The following is a 20,761-nucleotide window of genomic DNA, read 5'->3' as shown; positions in this document are numbered from 1 at the left end:
TTGTAACTATATGAAGTATATGTAGTTATCTAAGGTGGCACGGATTCTGCAACAGGGCATTCGCTTTTTTACCACCTACGAGGACAACCGTAATGAAAAAAACATGGATACTCTCCGCTGCCGTAGTTGCCGCTCTAGCCGCTCCCATGGCTGAGGCTTCTTTGACCCTGCCGAATCCCATCGAAGTTAGTGCTGGACCCCTAGGCAAGATTGGGGTGCAGGGCGTAGCGAGTGGAATGGCCTTCTGGCAGGACAATCCGCAGGGAGGGGCTGGCACCCTCGGGGCCAAGTATGCGGGCGCTACCATCACCAACGGTTCGGTAATTGTGCAGAAGAGCTCGGGCCTGTTGCAATTTTATGCCCAGGCGGGGGTCTACAGCTTTCCCACCCTGGCAGCGACCCTTACCGGCGCTAATCCCACTAGTACCATAAATGATTTCGGCGCCCTGCCCATTGCCTATCTGAAAATTGCGCCCAGCAGTGACTATTCGATAGAAATTGGTAAGCTCCCCACGCTGATTGGCGCCGAGGGCGGCTTTACTTATCAGAATATCAATATCGAACGCGGATTGCTTTGGGATATGGAGCCGATTGTCAGCCGCGGCATTCAATTCAATGCCAGTGCAGGCCCGCTGAGTGCTTCTCTATCGTGGAACGATGGTTATTATTCCAACCGCTATAATGTTCTAAGTGGATTGCTGACCTATACCATCAACAGCGCCAATACCTTGGCATTTTATGCCGACGGTCCACTCGGAAAAGTGCGAGAATCAGCGCCCAACATCGCTGCCTATAGCGCTTACGGTACGGTCAGCCAAATCTACGGTCTGATGTACACGTACAGTTCCGGACCGTGGACTGTCGAACCATATTTTCAGTACATGACCACGCCTAAGTCGGCGCGTTTGAGAATCGACAAGAGCTTTGACAACTACGGTGGATCGCTGCTGGTGAACTATGCCGTAGATTCCGATATCTCCCTGGCTGGCCGGGTGGAATACCTTGATGTGGGCGGCGTGCCGGGAGAAGGTCTGGAAAGCGTTGCTTCCTCGCTGACTGATCTTCCTGACGACTCCCATGCCTGGTCACTAACGGTAACCCCCACTTATCAATCGGGGGATTTCTTCGCCCGTGCGGAACTCTCCTACGTTACCGCCTCAACCCCTGCGGGTACCGGATTTGCAGGCCAGAATAGTCTGGCGACCAATCAGGTGCGCGGGATGGTCGAGACCGGCTTTCTTTTCTGATGGCAATCACAAGGGGGTAGAAGTATGAAACTGGTTACGGCAATCATCAAGCCGTTCAAACTGGATGACGTACGGGAGGCGCTCTCGGAAGTCGGCATTCAGGGCCTGACGGTAACGGAAGTCAAAGGATTTGGGCGGCAAAAAGGCCACACGGAACTGTATCGTGGTGCCGAATATGTGGTGGACTTTTTGCCCAAGGTTAAAATCGAGACGGTAATCAAGGACGAGTTCCTCGATATCGCGATAGAAGCAATCTCCAAAGGTGCGAAAACGGGCAAAATCGGCGATGGAAAGATTTTTATCTCCGAAGTAGTCCAGGCTATTCGCATCCGCACCGGCGAGAGTGGCGATGAGGCCCTCTAGTCCGGCGTACTGATAAACGTATCGTTTCAAAACACCGTTACAAAGGAGAAGTTTTATGTCTGTGTCCTGGCTGAATACCGGCGACAACGCGTGGCAGCTAACGGCAGCAACTATCGTTGGCTTGCAAAGCGTCCCCGGTCTCGTTGTCCTCTATGGCGGCATCGTCAAAAAGAAATGGGCCATCAACTCTGCTTTCATGGCCTTCTACGCCTTCGCGGCGGTGCTCATCGCCTGGGTTCTCTGGGCCTATAACATGGGTTTTGGTCACGAATGGTTCCCCTTCGTCGGTCTGCCCCATCCCATCATCAGCATGCAGGATGAATTGACCCAGGCATTGCTGCCGACATCGAATACCACCGCCAATTTCCCGATGTCGACGATGGTATATTTCCAGTTCGTCTTCGCGGCCATCACTTTGGTCATTATGGCGGGTGCCTTTCTGGGACGCATGAGCTTCAAGGCGTGGATGCTGTTTGTGCCGCTATGGTTGACCTTCTCGTACACCGTTGGCGCGTTCAGTCTTTGGGGCGGCGGTTTTCTTTCCACCTTGGGCGTGATCGACTACTCCGGTGGCTACGTGATCCATTTATCGGCGGGTATTGCCGGCTTTGTCGGTGCCGCCGTGATCGGTCCTCGTCTGGCTCGTGATCGCGAGAATTTCCAGCCCAACAATGTGCTCTTGATGCTCGTTGGCGCAGGCCTTTTGTGGCTGGGATGGAACGGCTTCAACGGCGGTGATCCCTATGCTGCCAGTCGTGATGCCGGTGCGGCAGTGCTGAACACCAATCTCACTACGGCAGTCAGCGTGATTGTCTGGACGATGATGGACATCTTCTACTTCAAGAAGCCATCGGTGATCGGGGCTGTGCAGGGTATGATCACCGGCTTGGTGGCCATCACCCCGGCGGCGGGTGTGGTGGATGGCTGGGGCGCGATCGCCATTGGTATTGCCTCTGGCATCATCCCTTGGATCAGCATGAATATCGTCGGCAAGACCGCCCTGTTCCGCAAGGTGGATGATACCCTAGGCGTCTTTCACACGCATGCGGTGGCAGGTGTGCTGGGTGGCATCATGACTGGCTTGCTCGCTACCAAAGAGGGTTGCGCAGCGTTTGGTCTCTCCAATCCTGGCGGTGCCATTGCTGGCAATTGGCATCAGGTCTGGTTGCAGATCATTGGAGCCGCCTTCATCATTGGCCTCAATATCGTGGTTACCTTTATTCTGCTCAAGCTGATCAGCTTGGTAACGCCGTTGCGCATGAGCGAAGAGGAATTGTTGATTGGTGATGATGCGGTGCATGGAGAGGAAGCCTACGCGTTCTACGGCGAAGGCGAGAGGCACCCGGTCTTGGGTGACTGATCTGGTCGTGCGGTAGCTGTTCAGCAGCGGCGGCCCTCGGGTCGCCGTTTGCTTTTGGGGCAGGAGGACTTTTGATGGCGACGATATTGGTTTTGCAACATCACCCAGACGAAGGGTTGGGTAGCCTGGCTCCGCTCCTTGCGAGCCTTGGCTATGCAACGGACCTGCGCGCGCTGGAGCGGGGCGACCGTGTGCCTAGCAGCCTGGCGTCGTATGTGGCCCTGATCGTCATGGGTGGTCCCATGAGCGTGCACGATGAAGCGGAATACCCCTGGTTGCGCGCCGAGAAGGCCTTGATTCGCTCGGCTGCGGCAGAACAGTTTCCGATCCTGGGGCATTGTTTGGGTGCGCAGCTCATCAGCGTGGCCTTGGGGGGCAGTGTGGAACGCAGCCCCTCCGGGCAAGAGCTTGGCTGGTGGCCGGTGCGCTTGTCGAAGGCCGGTCATGCTCTGTGGCCAGAACTGCCTGCCGAGTTCCCCCTGTTTCACTGGCATGGTGAGCATTGCGCGACGCTCCCGCCAGATGCGCAGGTACTCGCGTACAACGCTGCGACCCAAGTACAGGCATTTGCACTGGGTGATCGGATTCTGGCGCTACAGGCGCATCCTGAGGTGACGGCAGCGCAGGTACGTCGGTGGGTAGATAGCAATTCCGCTGGGCCGGCAGAGGAGGGTAGGTACCTACAAACTGCTGCCGAGATGCTCGCTGATCTCGACGCCAAAGCGGCGAGGCTTGCGGCCACCGCTGCGGCGCTGTACCGTCCTTGGCTAGCGCAGATCAAGAGACTAGGTTGATGGCCAACGCAATATCCTGGATACGAGTTACGGCAATCGTTCGCCCGCAGCGCATGGATCAGATCTGCGACGGTCTCGCGGAACTGGGGGTAGGTGGGGTAACGGTGAGCGAGGTGGAAGGTGTTGGGCAGCAGCGCGGCTACTCCACCCTGCGTAGTGGCGCCTGGTATCAGTCTGCCAGTCATCCCAAGGTACAGATCGAAACCATCGTCGCGGCCGACGATGCCGATCGCGTAGTGGCCTTGGTGACCAGCAACGCCGCTACTGGCGAAATGGGGGATGGCAAGATCTGGCTGGAGCCAGTCTTGCAGGTCGTCTCCATTCGCGAAGAAGACGGTAGTTAAGTCGTTACTTCACGATAGTTGCTTGCTGACGATGGCCTGCAGCCGCTCCGGCTGAAAGCGAGCCCAATACAGTCCCACGCTGCTGGTCGCTGCAAGCATCAGCAAAAAGACGATAACCGTCGCGCCAATGCTGCCGCCGGGGAAGGGTACCACCGTCCCGTAAAAGACCGCTCCGAGCAAAGGCAGACTGATCAGGGTGATCAGTAAGCTGATCCAGCGCAGCCCGGCGCCGCTGCGAAAAAGGTAGCGCAGCGCCGCCAGATTGCTCAACGCATAGAGCAAGACAAAACCGAGCGCGGTAAAGGTGCCGAAGATGTCGATCAAGTCGAGCACCGAACTATGGGTCAGCCAGAACAACAAAATGCTCGCCAGGACCAGGATGGCAAGGACCTGCAACGCACGAATCGGGGTGCCATAAGCAGGATGTCGCTGCGCCAGCATCTGCGGCAGAACGCGATGCTCGGCCATGCTCAGAAGGATGCGCGAGATACTATTGAAGGTGGCGATGCTTGCCGAAAAGGCAGCGCTGGCCATAGCCAGATCGACGAGCACTCCGAGCCAGGATTCCCCCATCGCGGTGGCGATGGCGTTCAACGGGGTCGAGGCATTTCCCAGGGGTTGCCCCAGTGCGTGAAAGGCCAGGGTTTCCGTATAGGCCAGAAAGACAAAAAAGATGGCGACCAGAATCACCGCCCAGCGCATGATGCCCGGTATGGCGCGTGGATGCTCGGCCTCCGCGGCCAGATTGCCGGCGGTCTCGAAGCCGCCGTAGGCAAGCAGGGATAGGACCAGGGCGCTGAGCAAGGAGGGAGTGTGCAGGTGGGAAAAGTGCCATTGCTGCGGGTCACTGATGCCAAAATGGCGCAGGGTGAGAATGGCGATGAGCAGGATGCCGGCGAGGGAGAACCATTCCACCCAGAGCCCCCAGCGCGCCGATATTTCCACCCCGCGGCGGGCCAGGGAAAAGGCAATGGCCAAGGTCGCGAGGGCGAAGAGGTCGAGAAGATTGGGGGCTGTCGGCCAGATGGCATGCAGAGCAGTATTGGCAAACAGGCCACAGAGTAGTGGTGCACCGAGCAAGGCGCCACCGTATCCGAAAATCATGGTAATCCCGGCGACCAAGCCCGCTACCGGATGCAGAGCCTGCGCCAGATAAAAAAACAGCGATCCCGGCGAAGGAAAGTGGCGTGCCAGAATGCCAAGCTGAATCGCCACCAGCCACATCACCATACCCACCAGGGCGTAAGCAAGCCAAGTGAAGGCGCCACCATGGGCGGCGACCAGGGCAATGGTCACCGCCGGCATGGCCGAAGGGGTGATGTTGGCCACCGCATGCCCCCAGACCTCGCGGGTGCTGACCCGCTGAGAAGGCGTTAGCACGTGGGATCAGTTGCCGGCGACGGTCATCTTGTCGATAAGGATGGATGGGCTGCCCGTGCCACCATGAATCAGCAGATCGCTGCCGACGGCGACGAAGCCCGCAAACATCTCTCGCAGATGGCCGGCAATGGTGATTTCCTCGACAGGATACTGGATCTCTCCATTTTCCACCCAAAAGCCGGCAGCGCCGCGGGAATAGTCCCCTGTCACCCCATTGACGCCAAAGCCGATCAGCTCCGTTACCAGCAGACCGCGTCCCATCTGCTGCAGGAGTGCCGCAAAGTCCTCGCTACCGGGAGCGAGGGTGAGGTTGTGGGCACCGCCCGCATTGCCCGTGCTTTGCAGTCCCAGCTTGCGGGCGCTGTATACGTCGAGCAGGTAGGACTGCAAGACGCCGTCGTGGATCAAGTCCCGATTGTGGGTCGCAACCCCATCGCCATCAAAGCTGGCACTGGCCAAACCCCGCCGTCGCAGAGGCTCCTCGTAGATCCGTATATGCGGGGGAAAGATCGTCTGCCCGAGACTGTCCTGCAGAAAACTGGCCTTGCGATAGAGACTGCCCCCGCTGATGGCCTGCGCGAAGTGCCCAAGCAGACTGGATGCCACCTGGTTCTCGAAGAGAACCGGCACCGTGCAGGTACCAATTTTTCGTGCCCCAAGACGGCGCAGAGTGCGTTCGGCACAGATTCGGCCAATCTCCTCTGGGCTGGCGAGATCCTCGTGTCGTCGGGCCACATCGTACCAATAGTCCCTTTGCATGCCCTGTTCATCCTCGGCAATTACCGAGCAGGAAAGGCTGTGGCGAGACCCCCGGCTGACGCCGACAAAGCCGAGACTGTTGGCGGAGACACTCATTCCCTCCCCGGTGCTGATGCTGCCGCCCTCCGAATTGTGAATGCGTGGGTCGGCGCTGCGCGCGGCCGCTTCGCATTGGCGAGCAATTTCCGCTGCCGTATCGGGATCGACGTCCCAGGGGTGATACAGGTCCAGATCGGGAAATTCCTTGGCGAGCAGGTCGGCATCCGCGAGACCCGAAAAAGGATCCGGTGCGGTGTGTCGGGCAATGTTGAGCGCCGCTTCCACCGTCTCCGTCAACGCCTGGGTGGAAAAATCAGAGCTTGAAGCAGAACCCTTACATTCACCGAGATATACAGTTACGCCCACACTCTTGTCCCGGTGGTACTCTACCGACTCTACCTCTCCTAGCCGCACGGTGAGCGACAGGCCCTTACCGGAGCTTGCGCCGACCTCCGTCGCGCTGGCACCCCGCGCCTTGGCAAGTTCCAGGCATTGCTGGGCTACCCGGGTCAGTTCCTGTTCTTCGCGCGATTTTTCTGAGCTCATGCTGTGCCACCTTTACTTGCCAAGCCACCATACTACCCGCTACCTGCCCCAAGGGGGAAGGTAGTTGCCTGTCCTCGGGGTCTACCGTCTCCGGCTGGGCGTCTCGGCCGACGTCTCGGCCGACGTTTCCCAGCTATCGTTAAAAGAGTAGGATAAGGGCGTTTTTACCACAGGTGCAGAACTCATGACCGCACAGACCCTGTACGACAAGCTCTGGGAGCAGCATCGCATTCTCAGCGAGGAGGATGGTCGCACGTTGCTCTATATCGACCGCCATCTGTTGCACGAGGTGACCAGTCCGCAAGCCTTCTCCGGCCTGCGCGCAGCCGGACGCAAGCTATGGCGGGTGGATGCGAATATCGCCACCGCGGATCACAATGTGCCGACTACGGATCGTGCTGCCGGCATCGCCGACGCCACCTCGCGCCTGCAGGTCGAGACCCTGGACCGCAACTGTGTCGAATTTGGGGTGGAAGAGTACGGTATGCTCGACCGGCGGCAGGGGATCGTCCATGTGATTGCGCCGGAGCAGGGGCTGACTCTGCCCGGCATGACCGTGGTGTGCGGGGATTCGCACACTGCCACCCACGGCGCCCTTGGCGCGCTTGCCTTCGGTATCGGCACGACCGAGGTCGAGCATGTTCTCGCGACGCAGTGCCTGTGGGCACGCAAGTCCAAAAACATGCGAGTCTGGGTCGAGGGCACCTTGCCGCAGGGAGTGACGGCCAAGGATCTCGTCCTTGCCATCATCGGGCAGATCGGCACCGCCGGCGGTACCGGCCACGCCATCGAGTTTGCCGGGCCGGGGATCGAGGCGCTGAGTGTCGAAGGGCGGATGACGGTCTGCAACATGGCTATCGAAGCGGGTGCACGATCCGGTATGGTAGCCCCCGATGCCAAAACCTTTGCCTATCTGCAGGGACGGCCGCACGCCCCGCGGGGCGATGACTGGGAGCGGGCGGTAGCGTTCTGGAAGACCCTGCACAGTGATAGTGATGCCCAGTTCGACCGGGAGATTCGCATCGACGCCAGCCAATTGCTGCCCCAGGTGACCTGGGGGACGAGCCCTGAGATGGTCCTGTCCGTCGACGCGAAGGTTCCTGACCCGGCCGCTGCGCCTGATAGCGTGCGCCGGGAGGCGTGGACGCGCGCCCTGGAGTACATGGGGCTGCAGGCGGGCACTCCAATCAGTGAGATTGCAGTCGACAAGGTTTTCATCGGCTCCTGTACCAATGCCCGAATCGAGGATCTGCGCACCGCCGCCGAGATCGTGCGTGGCAAGCGCAAGGCGGACTCGGTGAAGGCCGTCCTGGTGGTGCCCGGTTCAGGCCTGGTCAAAGCGCAGGCAGAGAGCGAGGGGCTCGACCAGATCTTTCGGGATGCGGGTTTTGAATGGCGGGAACCAGGTTGCTCGATGTGCCTGGCGATGAATGCCGATCGCCTCGAGCCCGGCGAGCGCTGTGCCGCCACCTCCAACCGCAATTTCGAGGGGCGGCAGGGCGCCGGTGGCCGCACGCATCTGGTCAGCCCGGCCATGGCCGCTGCGGCAGCCATAGCCGGTCATTTTGTTGATCTTCGGCGGTGGCACGGATGAGCGCTCGCCTCTTTTTTCTACGGGTGGCGCTACTCTTATTCAGTTGCGGTCTGACGGAGCTGGGCGCGCTTGCCGCCAGTCGCGCTGCGTCCAATCAACTGGCAGCCGTTGAATATGTCGTCCTCAAGCGCATGGAGAAATCCTGAGATGCAAGCCTTTACCACCCTCGATTCGGCGGTGATCCCTCTGGATCGCGCCAATGTCGATACCGATGCCATCATCCCCAAGCAGTTTCTCAAGACCATTGAGCGCCAGGGACTGGGCAAGTTCCTGTTTTTCGACTGGCGCTATCGCGCTGGCGATTTGACCGATCCCAATCCGGATTTCGTGCTCAACCGAGTCGATTTGCAGGGGGCACAGGTCCTTCTGGCACAGCAGAATTTTGGTTGTGGATCGAGTCGCGAGCATGCTCCCTGGGCACTTGCCGACTACGGTATCCGTGCGGTCATTGCGCCGAGTTTTGCCGATATCTTCGCCAACAACTGTGTGCAGAATGGCATCTTGCTGATCACGCTGCCGCAAGAAACGATCGACGCACTGTTCCTTGCCGCGCGGGCTGCACCCCTGCAGGTGCACATCGATCTCGCCGCACAGGAGCTGCGCAGCGCCGATGGTCGGCGCTATGCCTTCGATATTGCCCCGGGAGCGAAACACAAGCTGCTCAACGGTCTCGACGACATTCAGATGACTCTGGCGCACGCCGACGTCATCCGCGCCTACGAGGCGGAGCGCCGTCGCCAGATGCCCTGGCTCTTTCGGGAGGTGCAACATGGATGAGCAGCAGGATTCCGGGCTGCCACCGCTTTCGCCGCATGCCCGCATCGTCGAAGGACAGACGCGGCGCGGAAAGCCCTGCCGCGTCGTGGATAATACGGGGACGGTAGTGGAAGCGGAGCTGCGCAAGCTCTTGCATGAGCTCATCGAACAGGATCATTTTCAGCCCCTGGGATTGAGTATGGCGGGGGCGAATTCCATCCGGATTGGCGGCCCGCAGACCGCCCACGTGCAGCTGGGAGACGACCTATTTCGCCTGATCGTGCTCGACTACGAGGCGCGCATAGAAGGTTTTTGAGAGTTCACTCAGGGCATCAGGCGGGTGATGCGCCAACCCTCTTCGTTGTGGGTGTAGACAAAGCGGTCATGGAGCCGGCTGCTGCGCCCTTGCCAGAACTCGAAGCGCTGTGGTGCCAGACGGTAGCCGCGCCAGGCAGGATTGCGCGGTACATCGCCGTCAGGATGGCGGGCCGCGAGCTCCGCCACTCTTGCTTCCAGATGGGCGCGATCGAGAATTTCCCGACTCTGTTCCGATGCGGCGGCAGCCAGGCGACTACCGATGGGCCGCTGCCGGAAATAACTTTCTGCATCACTCTCGGGTAGCAGAGAGACCTCCCCCTGCAGCCGTAGCTGCCGGTCGAGCTCTGGCCAGTAGAAGGCCAGGGCCGCGCGGGCATTGGCGGCCAATTCCTGCCCTTTTTGGCTACGGCTATCGGTGTACCAGCAGACGCCGCGAGCGTCAAAATGCTTGAGAAGCACATAGCGCACGTTAGGGAATCCACCGCCATCGGCAGTAGCCAGGGCCATGGCGGTAGGGTCAAAGTTTCCAGCCCGTTCTGCTTCCTCTAGCCAGCGTTGCATCTGCACCCAGGGATCGGCATCGAGATCCGTCCGCGCCAGCGTGCCGGCGCGAAAATCCCGTCGCGTGGCGCGATGGTCGATTTCCCCTTCCACTGCTGGTCAGATCCTTACTGGGGCGCGTTACTGCGGCGGATGACGCCCTCGGGGCTGCCGAGCAGGACCACGTCGGCGCGACGCAGGGCAAAAATGCCATTGTCGAGTACACCCGGAATGCTGTTGATCTTGCTCTCCATGGCCACTGGGTCGCTGAGATCGAGGCCGACCACATCGAGGATGACATTGCCGTTGTCGCTGGTGAAGCTGTTGCGCAGGCTCGGATTGCCACCCAATTTTACCAGTTGCCGCGCAACAAAGCTGCGAGCGAAGGGCAGGACCTCGACCGGCAACGGGAAGCTACCGAGTTTTGCATGGTCTTTGGAGTGATCGGCGATGCAGACGAAGCGCCGGGCCGCCGAGGCAACGATCTTTTCGCGGGTGAGAGCGCCACCACCCCCTTTGATGAGGCGAAAGTGCGGATCGATTTCGTCGGCGCCGTCGACGTAGACCGGGATGTCGCCAGTGTCGTTGAGATCCAGAACGCGCAGACCTAGCGACTTGAGCCGCTCGGCAGTGCCTATGCTGGAGGGTACGTAGCCTTCAACGGAAATTTTTGCCCGACCGAGGGCGTCGATAAAGTGATTGCTGGTGGAACCGGTGCCGACTCCGACGACCATTCCTGGCTGAATGTAATCCAGCGCTGCCTCAGCAGCCATACGCTTTAATGCATCAGTATCCATGTTTGCTTCCCCTATGACGACGATTTTCCTCCAGACGTGCCAACAACGCCTGCGCCAGAGGGAGAGCAGAGGCGGGATTCTGGCCGCTGAACAGATCGCGATCGCGGACGACCTGCGCGTGCCACGGTGTTCCCGCTGTCACCTGGAATCCGCAGCTGCGCAACTCTTCTTCCAGATGAAACGGCCAACGCCCCGCGAGACTGGTCTGCTCTTCCTCGAGCTTCTGGAAACAGCTTACCTGAAAGCTGGCAAAAGGGCGATCTTGAGCAGGATCCGGGCGGGCGAGAAGGGCGGCGCTGCCGTGGCAGAGAGTGGCAACGGGGATTTTCCGCTGCCGGCATTCGCTCAGCAATTGTCCTACGGCAGCCGAATCGGGAAAGTCCATCAGCGGAGCATTGCCACCCGGAACAAAAACGCCGCGCAGGGCCGCCAGTAGCGGAAAAATGTGGGTAGCGGAGAGTATGTCGGAAAGCGGCAGCCGAGCGGATTCGCGCTCCAGATGCCTTTGTTTGTTCTGGTCACCAGAAAGATTTTCGAGTAGTAGGCTCTGCGGATCGATTTGCGCCGGCCTGCCATCCGGGCTCAGAAACACGATAGGCCAACCCGCCCTGCGGAATTCTTGCCAGGGGAGAAGCAGTTCTTCCGCCCAGACGCCTGTCGCAACGGTGTCGCCATCCCGCAGGCGGAGAACCTGCGCGCTGCTGAGGAGGAAAGCGAGGAAAGGTTGGCTTGGCAACATATGCAGAGAATAGCAGAAAATGTTCTCCAATAAAAAAACAAAGTTGTAGTTTTTGTCTTTACTGTCGCGAATACTGTAAACATAGATGTAAAGACAGAGTTTATCTTGGTGCCTTTCTTCTGGTCTATCGCTTTTGATTATTTAGGAAAATTAAATATAAGAAAACGCTAACATAATTATATGATGGTTTTTGTAAATTCAGCGCGCTAATCGATATTGCATGTACCCAAAAATATTTGAAGGCCTTTTCTATTGCTTCGTCGTTTTTAGTGGAATAACGTAGTGCCCGAAAAGAAGAGTTCTGTAAAAATATAATGTTGTATGAATATGGTGCTGACTTGCTGCGGGGGCCAAGCTCCCTGTCGGTCCGTACTGTGTTTTCTGGTTTGGCTCAGCGGGTAGGGCATTAAAGGGAGTGCCTCGACCCGCGGATGGGTTGCTGCAGGATACCGCGGCGGCAAAACGATACGGAACTAGGAATCCGTCAGGGAGAAAGTGGTTATGTTCAAAAAGCAAGCAAAACGACTGGCGTTATGGGGAGGTGGCACACTGGCAGCCGCATGGGCTGGCCTTGCCAATGCCGGTATTTTCTGGATCTTTGATCCGAAAGGTACGATGGCCGATACCAACCTACATTACATGATCATCGATGTCGTCATCATGGGTGCCATTGTTGGTATTACGGCGCTGCTGGTGATCTGGTTCATGTGGAAATATTCCAAGGGCAAGAATCGTGGCAAGTACGATGCCCATTGGTCTCATTCTAATACGCTTGAGGTTCTGGTTTGGGGTATTCCGATCATTGCGGTCGGTTTCCTGGCATACTTTGCCGTCAAAGGTACCTTCGAAATCAATCCCTATAATCCTACCGTCATTACTAAGCACATGGCACCCAAGGGTGATCCGGTACATGTGGACGTTATCGCCACGGACTGGCAGTGGTTATTCATCTATCCGCAATATCATATGGCGGTGGCCAATGAATTGGTGTTGCCGGTGCATACGCCAGTCTTTTTCCGCCTCACCTCTACGGCGGTTACCTCGGGCTTCTTCATTCCGCAGCTCGTCGGCATGATCGACGTGATGCCTGGCATGCGCACCAAGAATGCGCTGGAAAGTGATCGCATCGGCGTTTATCAGGGAATTGCTTCGGACTATGCGGGTGCGGGTACCTCCTGGATGACCTTTCCGACCAAGATGGTCAGCAAGGAGGATTTCCAGAATTGGGTGAGCAAAGTACAGACTTCGCCGAAGACTATGACCTACGCCAGCTTCAATCGCTTTGCCGAGCCCTACATCAATGTCAATCATCGCGTGGTCTATTTCTCTAACGTGGAGAGTGGAATCTTTGACCATCTGATGATGGAAGTGATGCATGGCAAGACTTGGCCGTTGCCGCCGGCAATGACCGAAAACATGGTGGCTTACATGCAAAAGCAAGCCGCTGAGCATCGCGACTAGGAAAAAAGGAGAGGTGACGCAAATGCTCGTTCAAGTACCGGGAGGGTGGAACCCTCTACTAGGGAGACTGGCAATCGACCAGATCCCCTATACCAATCCGATTCTCGCGCCGCTCTTCGTGGCCGTGGTTATCGGCGGAATCATCCTGTTGGGCCTCATCACGTACTACCAGAAATGGGGCTATCTCTGGAAAGAGTGGCTGACCACCGTTGACCACAAGAAACTGGGGGTGATGTACATCATCCTCGGTCTCGTCATGCTCTTTCGCGGCTTCATCGATGGCCTGATGATCCGTACTCAGCAGGTTTGGGCCAATGGTCCCCAGTCCTCCGGCGTCTTCGGTGCCGTGCATGGATATCTGACGCCCTTCCATTTTGGGCAGGTATACAGCGCCCACGGCCTGATCATGATCCTCTTGGCCGCGACCCCGCTGCTGGTGGGCTTCATGAACATCATCGTGCCTCTCCAGGTTGGGGCGCGGGATATGGCCTATCCCTATCTCAACGCCCTTGGGCTGTGGATTACCGCGGCGGCCGTTGCCTTGATCATGATTTCCCTTTTCGTGGGTGATTTTGCGCACAACGGCTGGTTTGGTTATGCGCCCATTTTTGAACTGCAGTATAGCCCTGGCGTGGGTGTGGATTACTGGATCTGGACCCTGGAGCTGACGGCACTCGGTACCACCCTCGGTGGCATCAACCTGATCGCCACCATTGTCAAGATGCGGGCGCCGGGCATGACTTGGTTCCGCCTGCCGATCTTCACCTGGGCGAGCCTGTCGGCCAACATTATTGCGTTGACCTCCTTTCCCGCCTTGCAGGTAGCCCTCTTCCTGGTCGCCTGCGATCGCTATTTTGGTTCGCACTTCTTCACGGCGGGCTTCGGCGGCAACCTGATGTTGTATACCAACCTGTTCTGGCTTTGGGGGCATCCCGAAGTGTACTTCGTGATTCTGCCTGCCTTTGGCATGATGTCAGAGATCTTTCCGGCATTCTCCGAAAAGCCGCTCTTTGGGTACATCACCATGGTGGCAGCGAGCTTCGCTATTGCCGGGGTATCCTGGCTGGTCTGGTTGCACCATTTTTTCACCATGGGTGCGGGACCGGAAGTGAACAGCTTCTTTAGTGTGGCAACCATGCTGGTTGGTATTCCCACCGGTGTGAAGGTATTCAACTGGGCCTTCACCATGTACCGCGGACGTATTACCTACACCGCCGCGATGCTCTGGGCCATCGGCGCGTTGTTCCTGCTCCTGGTGGGCGGTTTGACCGGTATGATGCTGGCCATTCCGGCAATCAACTACATGGTGCACAACAGCGTCTTCGTGATTGCCCACTTCCACTCGATGTTGCTGGTGATCGTTTACGCCATTTTTGGCTCGGTACTCTTTTGGTTCCCCAAGGTCTTCGGGTTCAAACTCGATGAATTCTGGGCCAAGACCATGTTCTGGCTCTTCAGTGCCGGTACGGTGCTGGTCTTCGTGCCGATGTACATGCTCGGCTTCATGGGACAGACCCGTCGTTTGGATTACGTCTTCAATACTGCCTGGCATCCCTATCTGGTGACCGAGGAAATCGGCATCGCGGTGTACTGCCTCTCGGTGGCCGCGTTCTTCGTGCTGCTCTATGTCAGCATCCGCGATCGGGTGAAGAACCGCGTTGGGCAGGATGCGTGGGGTACCTCACGCTCCCTGGAGTGGCTGACCCACTCGCCCGTGCCGTTCTACAACTTTGCGGTGACCCCACACGTCAACGCCCGTGATGAACTAGCCTGGCGTCGTCATAACGGCATCAATGAGGCGCAACCGACCCAGTACGTCGATATCCACATGCCGAACAATACCGGCGTGGCGATCTACATTGGTGCGTTGACCTTTGTGCTGGGCTTTGCTCTGACCTGGCGGGTATGGTGGCTCTGTCTGCTCAGTCTGGTAGCCATCATCGTGCTGATGATCGTGCGTTCCTGGCGCGGTGATCCGGGCTACATCATCACGGCTGCCGAGCTGGAGAAGATGGAGCGTGAGGCCATGCAGCGTCAGCAGCAGGTGGAAGGACACTTGCCACATCATGGCGGGCACGCGGTTCCTAGCGGGGCGATGGCCTATGAGGGCCAGAAAGTAAGCCCATTGGGTACGCCGCCAAGCTCCGGCGATCACCACTAAGGATTGCGGGCGTGGCTGATGCCACGCCCCTGACAAGAGGATTAGATTGATGAGTGCACATGATTCACCCGATCCCAGCAAGGCGGTGTTGTGGGATACCCACCACCACGGCCATGATGTGATCTCGACACGTAGTTTTGGATATTTTCTCTATCTGCTCAGTGACGGCATGCTCTTCGCCACGCTCTTTGCGGCCTATGGCGTGCTGAGCTATTCCCATAGTTATTTCAATGGCCCGACCCCGGCGGATTTCGTTCATCCCTGGTATACCTTCACCCAGACCGTAGCGCTGTTTTTGAGCGTGTTGGCCTATGGCATGGGCATGAGTGCGGTGAAAAAGGGCAACAAGGCGGGTCTGATGAATGGCCTGATCGCGGCTTTTGTCCTGGGCGTGATTTTTCTCGGTCTGGATATCCACGACATGATGGATCTGGCTGCCCACGGTGTGACGGTGCAGACCAGCGGCGGCGCCTCGGCCTTCATCGTTCTCACCCAGGTCCACGCCGCCCATATCTTCTTTGGCTTGCTCTGGATTCTGGTGATGATGGCGCAAGTCGCGGCCAAGGGATTCACCACGGATACCGTGGGGCGCTTGCTGAGTCTGCGGATGTTCTGGCATTTGCAGGCAATTATCTGGGTCTTCGTCTTCGTCTTTGTCTATCTCTGGGGGTATATGTCATGAGTCATGGACACGACAATCCGATTCTGCATCCCGAGGTTCAGATGTCGAGTACCCGGGGCTATTTCACCGGCTTTCTGATCTCGTTGGTGCTCATGGCGGCGGCTACGGCAATGGTCTCGTCGCATGCCTTTCCGCCCTTTGGACTGCTGATGGTTATTACGATTTGTGCCGCCATCGCCATCATTGCGCAGATCTACTTCCTGCTGCATATCGATGTCTCGGAGCACAACATCTGGAATACCGTTTCCCTTGTGCTTTTCATTCCGTTGTTCATTTTAACGATCGGCCTGACCTGGTGGATGTTCTCGCAGTTGTATCTGCGCACCATGCCGATGATGCCAGGGATGCACTGAGCATCCAGGAGTAACAAATGTCTAGCGTACTCGAGAATGGACCAGCAGTCGGTGGACGGGAAGGAATCCCGCACGCCGTTGAGCCGGAAATGACCCCCTTCGTTCGTGCCATCGGCAAGTTCATCGGCCTTGCGCTGATTGCCGCGGTGCTGGCCGGCGTGGTCGAGGGACTGCGCAGCAGCGGAGGGTTCGTCGATGCCTTGGTGCAGGCGCTGTCTACCACGGAAGTCGGCTTTGCCATGGTGTTGATTTTACTTGGCAGCTTGGTCGAAGGCTTCGGTTACGGCCTATCCCTGGGCACCAAGTGGCCCTATACCCGCAACATTGTGGTCTTGATGTTGCGTAGTGACCCCGAAGCGGCCCACCGCGTGGTGGCCACTTTGGTGGGCCTGGTCGCGCTTGTCCTGGCCATTCTCGCGCCAGACGTGAATACCCTTTCCGGACTGGGACTCATCGTGGTGACCGCGCTCTTTGGCATGGGCACCCTCTATGTCCTGGCCGGAAAGGCCCCTTCTCTGGTCCATGGGATCCATGGACTTCTTGCCTACGGGGTCTTTTTGATCTTTCTGGTCAATCTGGCCTATCCCGGCATGAATTTCTGGACGTATCTCGGCTCCATGGGCGCCTTGCATGCGCTCTTGCTGGCCGTGCTGCTGGGCGGAATGACCACCGGACAGCGGGGCTTCGGCAAGGCGATTGGCGCCTTCGTCAAACCCCAGAAGGCCTCGCAATGGACGGTGGCGGCGCACGTGAGTGCCGCCCTGTTGCTGGTTGCCACCCTGGGCTGGATGATGCCGGCCTTCCCGGTGGCCTTCTATCTGGCGGTGATCCAGGTTGCCGTTGGCTTTCTCCTCTTTCATTCGGTCAATCTCAAACCCAAAGACCCCGGAATCATGGTGGCTTTTCATCAGGGCATGGTGCTCTCCATGAGTCTTGCCATTGTCCTGGTATGGCGCTAAGGAAAACAAATGCCTAAGTCTATCGGTACCTCATCACCCTTCCTCTTGCCCAGCCCGAGTGCAGGCGTTCAGTTGCTGCGCGATCTCTGGGTCCTGGCCAAGGCCCGGGTGGTCTCTCTGCTCGTGTTCACCGCTGCAGTTGGCGAGTTGCTGGCACCCAGCGGTATTCAGCACTGGCCCGCAGCAGTCGCCGGACTGCTGGGTATCGCCCTGGCGGGAGGTGCTGGCGGAGTGCTCAATCAGATCGTCGAGCCAGAGCTTGACCAGCACATGCGGCGTACCCACCGCCGTCCCCTCGCAGAGGGCCGCATTGGCCGCAAGGGCGCTGCGGTGTATGCCGCGATCCTGCTCGGCGTCAGCATTGCGGTACTCTTGCTGTGGACCAACCCCTTGACCCTGGCGCTGACCCTGCTCGGTACGGTGGGCTACGGAGTGGTGTATACCCTGTACCTCAAGCCCAGCACGCCGTGGAACATCGTCTGGGGTGGGTTGGCCGGAGCGCTTCCGCCGTTGATTGGCTGGACGGCAGTCATGGGTTCGGTAAATCTTTTGCCGCTGATGCTGGTGGCGCTGATCTTCGTCTGGACGCCGGCGCATTTCTGGCCGTTGGCCATTTACTGTCGGCGTGACTATGCCAAGGCTTGCATCCCGATGTTGCCGGTCACCCATGGGATTGATCGCACCCGCAAGGAAATCCTGGTTTATGCGGTGGCGACCTGGCTGGTGAGTCTGGTGCCGGCCTTCCTTGCCCATGACTGGGTCTACGGCGGAATTGCCTGGATCGCCGGTGCCTGGTTTGTTGGCATGGCCTTGCGCCTACGCAGACTGCCGGAAGGCGCAGAGATGGACCTTTACGCGCGCAAGATGTTTGCATTTTCCATCAGCTATCTGTTCCTCCTGTTCACCGCGCTCCTCGTGGGCAAGGCGTTGTTGAGTTATGGCATCTTCTGAACGAAAGGGGCGGCGCCAGCGGCACGCGGGTCCGCCCATGACCGGGCAAGAAAAAAAGGCGGTTTTTGGTCTCAGTTTCATCTACATGACCCGCATGCTTGGGCTTTTCATGTTGATGCCCGTGCTTGCCCTCGACAGCCATTCGATGCGTGACAGTACGCCCTTTCTGCTGGGGCTTGCCGTCGGCATCTATGGACTGGCCCAAGCCCTGCTGCAATTTCCTTTTGGTAGCGCCTCGGACCGTCTGGGACGCAAGCCGGTTCTGGTGCTTGGATTGCTGCTCTTCATTGTGGGGTCGGTGCTCGGGGCGCTCACGGATAATATCTGGGGGGTGATCTTGGCCCGTGTACTGCAGGGGGCAGGAGCGGTCTCCTCCGTACTGTTAGCCACCGCCGGCGATCTCACGGACGATGCGCACCGGACCAAAGCGATGGCGGCCATCGGTGGCAGCATTTCCATCGCCTATGTTTTGGGTATGGCGTTGGGACCCATTATTTACGGATTTTCTGGCCTTGCGGGGGTATTTTGGGGGGCTGCGGTCCTCGGTGTATTGGCTTTTCTGCCTCTGTTTTTCGTAATTCCTGGCATATCCGAGGGGCAGCAGCGGCGCATGGGTTCCTTTCGCGATGCCCTGCGCATTTTCTCTCACCCTGCGGTTCAGGCCGCCAGTGTCGGTATCTTTATTTTGCAGATGGTCTTGGGCGCCAGTTTCGTCGTTCTATCACCGGAATTATTGCGGGCCACGCAATTGACCCAGGGGGCAATCTGGGAGGTCTATCTTCCCGTCATGTTCGGTGGCATCGTCCTCATGCTATATCCGGTGATTTATGCAGAGAAAAACCGGGAGCATCGGCGCGTACTCGCTCTTAGCGGGATCATAATTGCCCTCGGCGCACTGTTCATGGGCATATTCGCCGGGTATTTCTGGGCGGTAGGCATTGCGGCGATCGTCTTCTTTGCCGGCTACAACATCGCTTCCGCGATTTTGCCTTCGATGATGAGTCGCTCTACGACACCGGAACAGCGTGGCGCTGCCAGTGGTGTGTATTCCCTCATGCAGTTTTTGGGCATTTTCACCGGCGGTGTGGTCGGTGGATGGGGATTGGGCTGGATTGGCGTTCAGGGGGTTTTTTATATCCTCACCGTCGTGGGTCTGGCTTTGGCTCTGCAGAGCGCTTTTGCTGCGGGGGCGATGAACAAATTGCTGGCTGCTGAAGAGCGCCCTTGATGGCGCTCTAGCTCGGGGAAGCTACTTACAGGCCGCCATTTCCCACGAGCAAAGCAAAGGCGCCGAAGAGAATGCAGTAAATCCCAAAGGGTCGTAGCGCCTTGATCTCGTGCTGGTGAAAATAGCGCATCAAGAACCATACCGAAAACCAGGCGAAAATCGCGGAAATAATTCCGGACAGGACAATTACACCATATAGTCCATGACTCAGATGCTGATGGGCGAGTTTGGGCACTTCGAGCAAGCCGGCTGCGCCGATGATGGGAGTGGCTAAAAGAAAGGAAAAACGTGCCGAATTGGCATAGTCCAGGCCCACGCCAATGCCGGCTACCAGGGTTGCGCCCGAACGGGAAAAACCGGGGATCAGGGCCAGCGATTGGGCAAAGCCGATGATCAGGGCGCGCCCCCAACTGAGTTTCTCCAGGGTATGGCTAGGCTCCCGGGCGCGCAGGCGATCCCCCCAGATCAACAGGACGCCGTTCACCATCAAAGCGACTGCGGCAAAACCAAAGCCGCCAAAGAGGTCTTTGATCCGATGGGCAAGGGCAAGGCCGAGCAGGCCGGCGGGTATGCTCGCCAGGATCAAGAGCCACAGAAGCCGGGTTTCGGCACTGCGTGGGCGCCCCCGATCGCGCAGAAAGGCGCCGATCAGTTCGACCCAATCGCGCCAGAAAAAACTCAGCAGTGCCACCAGCGTGCCCAAGTGCAAGACAACGATGAAGGGCAGAAACCACGAGGCATCGCGATTGATGGGCCAGCGGAACAGGGCTGGCACGAGGATGCTGTGGCCGAGGCTGGAGATCGGGAAGAGCTCGGTCACGCCCTGCAAGGCAGCCAGTAGAAACAGGTAGAAATGATGGAGCATAGATTCGTTTCCCATGGACGCCCCGTAGGGCATGATCGTACTGCGGATCAGATATAGCGGACCGCGAGGATGCTGTACTCGCGGGTACCACCGGGAGCGTTGACCTCGATGCTATCCCCTTCGTGTTTGCCGATCAGGGCGCGGGCGACAGGGGAACTGATGGAAATTTTGTTTTCCTTGATATCGGCTTCGGCATCGCCGACGATTTGATAAGTGATGGTTTGCCCATCCTGATCCTCGAGCTCAACCGTTGCACCAAAGACGATGCGGTCGCCAGCATTGAGTGATTTGGGATCGATGATTTGCGCGCGGGCGATGAAGTCCTCGATCTCCCGAATGCGTCCTTCGATGAAGCCCTGCTGTTCTTTGGCTGCATCGTACTCGGCGTTTTCGGAGAGATCTCCCTTGGCGCGCGCCTCGGCAATAGCCTCGATCACCGCTGGGCGATCCTTGCTCTTGAGTCTCTGTAGTTCTTCGCGCAAGCGCTCTGCGCCGACGACGGTCATCGGAATCTTGTCACTCATG

Annotated in this window: 23 protein-coding genes; 16 read left to right on the top strand and 7 right to left on the bottom strand. The window is 58.2% G+C overall.

Going from position 1 to position 20,761, the window contains the following annotated elements:
• The first annotated feature begins 92 nt into the window (after nt 1-92).
• The 5 genes from ACQAYK_RS08740 (at nt 93) to ACQAYK_RS08720 (ending at nt 4,108) form a co-directional block, all read left to right on the top strand.
• Entirely contained in the window at nt 93-1,247 is a 1,155-nt protein-coding gene (locus tag ACQAYK_RS08740) for an outer membrane beta-barrel protein (RefSeq protein WP_215873193.1), read from the top strand.
• Between the two features lie 24 nt (nt 1,248-1,271).
• Nucleotides 1,272-1,610 carry a P-II family nitrogen regulator gene (gene glnK / locus ACQAYK_RS08735; RefSeq protein WP_215873194.1) on the top strand — a complete coding sequence of 113 codons (339 nt, stop codon included), beginning with the start codon at nt 1,272-1,274 and terminating at the stop codon, nt 1,608-1,610.
• 55 nt (nt 1,611-1,665) lie between these two features.
• The gene (locus ACQAYK_RS08730) at nt 1,666-2,970 is read left to right on the top strand and encodes an ammonium transporter (RefSeq protein ID WP_215873195.1); all 1,305 of its coding nucleotides are present in this window, start codon (nt 1,666-1,668) and stop codon (nt 2,968-2,970) included.
• A gap of 74 nt (nt 2,971-3,044) precedes the next feature.
• Nucleotides 3,045-3,764 carry a type 1 glutamine amidotransferase gene (locus ACQAYK_RS08725; protein ID WP_215873196.1) on the top strand — a complete coding sequence of 240 codons (720 nt, stop codon included), beginning with the start codon at nt 3,045-3,047 and terminating at the stop codon, nt 3,762-3,764.
• On the top strand, nt 3,764-4,108 hold the full coding sequence (locus tag ACQAYK_RS08720) for a P-II family nitrogen regulator (protein ID WP_215873197.1): 345 nt from the start codon (nt 3,764-3,766) through the stop codon (nt 4,106-4,108). The genes ACQAYK_RS08725 and ACQAYK_RS08720 overlap by 1 nt, the downstream gene beginning before the upstream one ends.
• A gap of 9 nt (nt 4,109-4,117) precedes the next feature.
• On the opposite strand, the gene ACQAYK_RS08715 is transcribed toward ACQAYK_RS08720, so the two are convergent.
• Both ACQAYK_RS08715 and pmbA read right to left on the bottom strand, forming a co-directional pair.
• A complete protein-coding gene (locus ACQAYK_RS08715) occupies nt 4,118-5,488 on the bottom strand; it encodes an APC family permease (RefSeq protein ID WP_255789679.1) in 1,371 nt (456 codons plus the stop codon).
• Nucleotides 5,489-5,494: 6 nt separating this feature from the next.
• Nucleotides 5,495-6,832 (bottom strand): metalloprotease PmbA, encoded by a 1,338-nt coding sequence (gene pmbA, locus ACQAYK_RS08710; RefSeq protein WP_483167503.1) that lies wholly within the window; start codon nt 6,830-6,832, stop codon nt 5,495-5,497.
• 184 nt (nt 6,833-7,016) lie between these two features.
• Here pmbA and leuC point away from each other — a divergent pair, with 184 nt between their 5' ends.
• From leuC to ACQAYK_RS08690, 4 genes are read left to right on the top strand one after another with little or no spacing between them, the layout of a single operon-like run.
• Nucleotides 7,017-8,426: a 3-isopropylmalate dehydratase large subunit gene (gene leuC, locus ACQAYK_RS08705; protein WP_483167502.1), complete on the top strand. Its 1,410-nt coding sequence runs from the start codon at nt 7,017-7,019 to the stop codon at nt 8,424-8,426.
• Complete coding sequence (locus ACQAYK_RS08700; protein ID WP_215873200.1) at nt 8,423-8,572, top strand: hypothetical protein; 150 nt, start codon at nt 8,423-8,425, stop codon at nt 8,570-8,572. Before leuC ends, ACQAYK_RS08700 begins: the two co-directional genes overlap by 4 nt.
• Before the next feature lies 1 nt (nt 8,573).
• Nucleotides 8,574-9,203, top strand: a complete 630-nt coding sequence (gene leuD / locus ACQAYK_RS08695) for a 3-isopropylmalate dehydratase small subunit (RefSeq protein WP_483167501.1) — start codon at nt 8,574-8,576, stop codon at nt 9,201-9,203.
• A complete protein-coding gene (locus ACQAYK_RS08690) occupies nt 9,196-9,498 on the top strand; it encodes a hypothetical protein (RefSeq protein WP_215873202.1) in 303 nt (100 codons plus the stop codon). The genes leuD and ACQAYK_RS08690 overlap by 8 nt, the downstream gene beginning before the upstream one ends.
• An 8-nt stretch (nt 9,499-9,506) precedes the next feature.
• Here ACQAYK_RS08690 and pdxH read toward each other — a convergent pair whose 3' ends face one another.
• Genes pdxH through ACQAYK_RS08675 form a run of 3 tightly spaced genes read right to left on the bottom strand, consistent with a single transcriptional unit; the run spans nt 9,507 to nt 11,576 of the window.
• Entirely contained in the window at nt 9,507-10,154 is a 648-nt protein-coding gene (gene pdxH, locus ACQAYK_RS08685; RefSeq protein WP_483167500.1) for a pyridoxamine 5'-phosphate oxidase, read from the bottom strand.
• Between the two features lie 14 nt (nt 10,155-10,168).
• Nucleotides 10,169-10,837 carry a ribose-5-phosphate isomerase RpiA gene (gene rpiA / locus ACQAYK_RS08680; protein ID WP_215873204.1) on the bottom strand — a complete coding sequence of 223 codons (669 nt, stop codon included), beginning with the start codon at nt 10,835-10,837 and terminating at the stop codon, nt 10,169-10,171.
• Nucleotides 10,827-11,576: a DJ-1/PfpI family protein gene (locus ACQAYK_RS08675; protein WP_483167499.1), complete on the bottom strand. Its 750-nt coding sequence runs from the start codon at nt 11,574-11,576 to the stop codon at nt 10,827-10,829. The genes rpiA and ACQAYK_RS08675 overlap by 11 nt, the downstream gene beginning before the upstream one ends.
• Before the next feature lie 501 nt (nt 11,577-12,077).
• On the opposite strand from ACQAYK_RS08675, the gene ACQAYK_RS08670 reads away from it, so the two are divergent.
• The 7 genes from ACQAYK_RS08670 to ACQAYK_RS08640 are packed head-to-tail and all read left to right on the top strand — an operon-like array spanning nt 12,078 to nt 19,371.
• A complete protein-coding gene (locus tag ACQAYK_RS08670) occupies nt 12,078-13,037 on the top strand; it encodes a ubiquinol oxidase subunit II (RefSeq protein ID WP_483167498.1) in 960 nt (319 codons plus the stop codon).
• Nucleotides 13,038-13,059: 22 nt separating this feature from the next.
• The gene (locus ACQAYK_RS08665; protein ID WP_215873206.1) at nt 13,060-15,198 is read left to right on the top strand and encodes a cbb3-type cytochrome c oxidase subunit I; all 2,139 of its coding nucleotides are present in this window, start codon (nt 13,060-13,062) and stop codon (nt 15,196-15,198) included.
• A gap of 49 nt (nt 15,199-15,247) precedes the next feature.
• Nucleotides 15,248-15,880, top strand: coding sequence for a cytochrome c oxidase subunit 3 (locus tag ACQAYK_RS08660; RefSeq protein WP_483167497.1), 633 nt, complete (start codon nt 15,248-15,250; stop codon nt 15,878-15,880).
• A complete protein-coding gene (locus ACQAYK_RS08655) occupies nt 15,877-16,233 on the top strand; it encodes a cytochrome o ubiquinol oxidase subunit IV (protein WP_215873208.1) in 357 nt (118 codons plus the stop codon). The genes ACQAYK_RS08660 and ACQAYK_RS08655 overlap by 4 nt, the downstream gene beginning before the upstream one ends.
• Nucleotides 16,234-16,250: 17 nt before the next feature.
• A complete protein-coding gene (locus ACQAYK_RS08650) occupies nt 16,251-17,192 on the top strand; it encodes a cytochrome C oxidase assembly protein (protein WP_215873209.1) in 942 nt (313 codons plus the stop codon).
• 9 nt (nt 17,193-17,201) lie between these two features.
• Entirely contained in the window at nt 17,202-18,143 is a 942-nt protein-coding gene (locus ACQAYK_RS08645; RefSeq protein WP_215873210.1) for a heme o synthase, read from the top strand.
• A gap of 37 nt (nt 18,144-18,180) precedes the next feature.
• Nucleotides 18,181-19,371 carry an MFS transporter gene (locus ACQAYK_RS08640; protein WP_215873230.1) on the top strand — a complete coding sequence of 397 codons (1,191 nt, stop codon included), beginning with the start codon at nt 18,181-18,183 and terminating at the stop codon, nt 19,369-19,371.
• A 25-nt stretch (nt 19,372-19,396) separates the two neighbouring features.
• Here the strand turns inward: ACQAYK_RS08640 and ACQAYK_RS08635 are convergent, their stop codons facing one another.
• Together ACQAYK_RS08635 and greA are read right to left on the bottom strand one after the other, a co-directional pair.
• A complete protein-coding gene (locus ACQAYK_RS08635; protein ID WP_226827420.1) occupies nt 19,397-20,251 on the bottom strand; it encodes an undecaprenyl-diphosphate phosphatase in 855 nt (284 codons plus the stop codon).
• Between the two features lie 32 nt (nt 20,252-20,283).
• A complete protein-coding gene (greA, locus tag ACQAYK_RS08630) occupies nt 20,284-20,760 on the bottom strand; it encodes a transcription elongation factor GreA (RefSeq protein ID WP_215873211.1) in 477 nt (158 codons plus the stop codon).
• Nucleotide 20,761 lies beyond the last annotated feature (1 nt).

It is taken from the genome of Acidithiobacillus sp. AC3 (genome assembly GCF_050261095.1).
Classification (GTDB): Bacteria; Pseudomonadota; Gammaproteobacteria; order Acidithiobacillales; family Acidithiobacillaceae; genus Igneacidithiobacillus; species Igneacidithiobacillus copahuensis.
This window is presented reverse-complemented; position numbering and strand designations above follow the sequence as displayed.